Annotated in this window: 1 protein-coding gene; it reads left to right on the forward strand. The window is 46.4% G+C overall.

Annotated elements, in window-relative coordinates; genetic code table 11:
• Nucleotides 1–362 (forward strand): FKBP-type peptidyl-prolyl cis-trans isomerase (locus tag ACTHSP_RS22850; RefSeq protein WP_440347110.1); only part of this gene is annotated, 362 nt, incomplete at both ends.

Consider the following 362-nt stretch of genomic DNA (forward strand, 5'->3'; position numbering starts at 1 on the left):
ACTGCCAAACGTGCTGAAGATGCCAAAGTAAACTTGGAAAAAGGCGAAGCGTTCTTGAAAGAAAACGCGACTAAAGAAGGCGTGAAAACCAGCGCTTCCGGTCTGCAATACAAAATCATCAAAGAAGGCGAAGGCAAAAAACCGACTAAAGACGACATCGTTACCGTTGAATACGAAGGCCGTCTGATTGATGGTACTGTATTTGACAGCAGCAAAAACAGCGGCGAACCTGTAAGCTTCCCTGTAAGCCAAGTAATTCCAGGTTGGACTGAAGGTATCCAACTCTTGAAAGAAGGCGGCGAAGCAACATTCTACATCCCTGCTAAATTGGCTTACCGCGAAGTGGGTGCCGGCGATAAAAT

The sequence above is a fragment of the Neisseria sp. P0001.S005 genome (assembly GCF_051963715.1).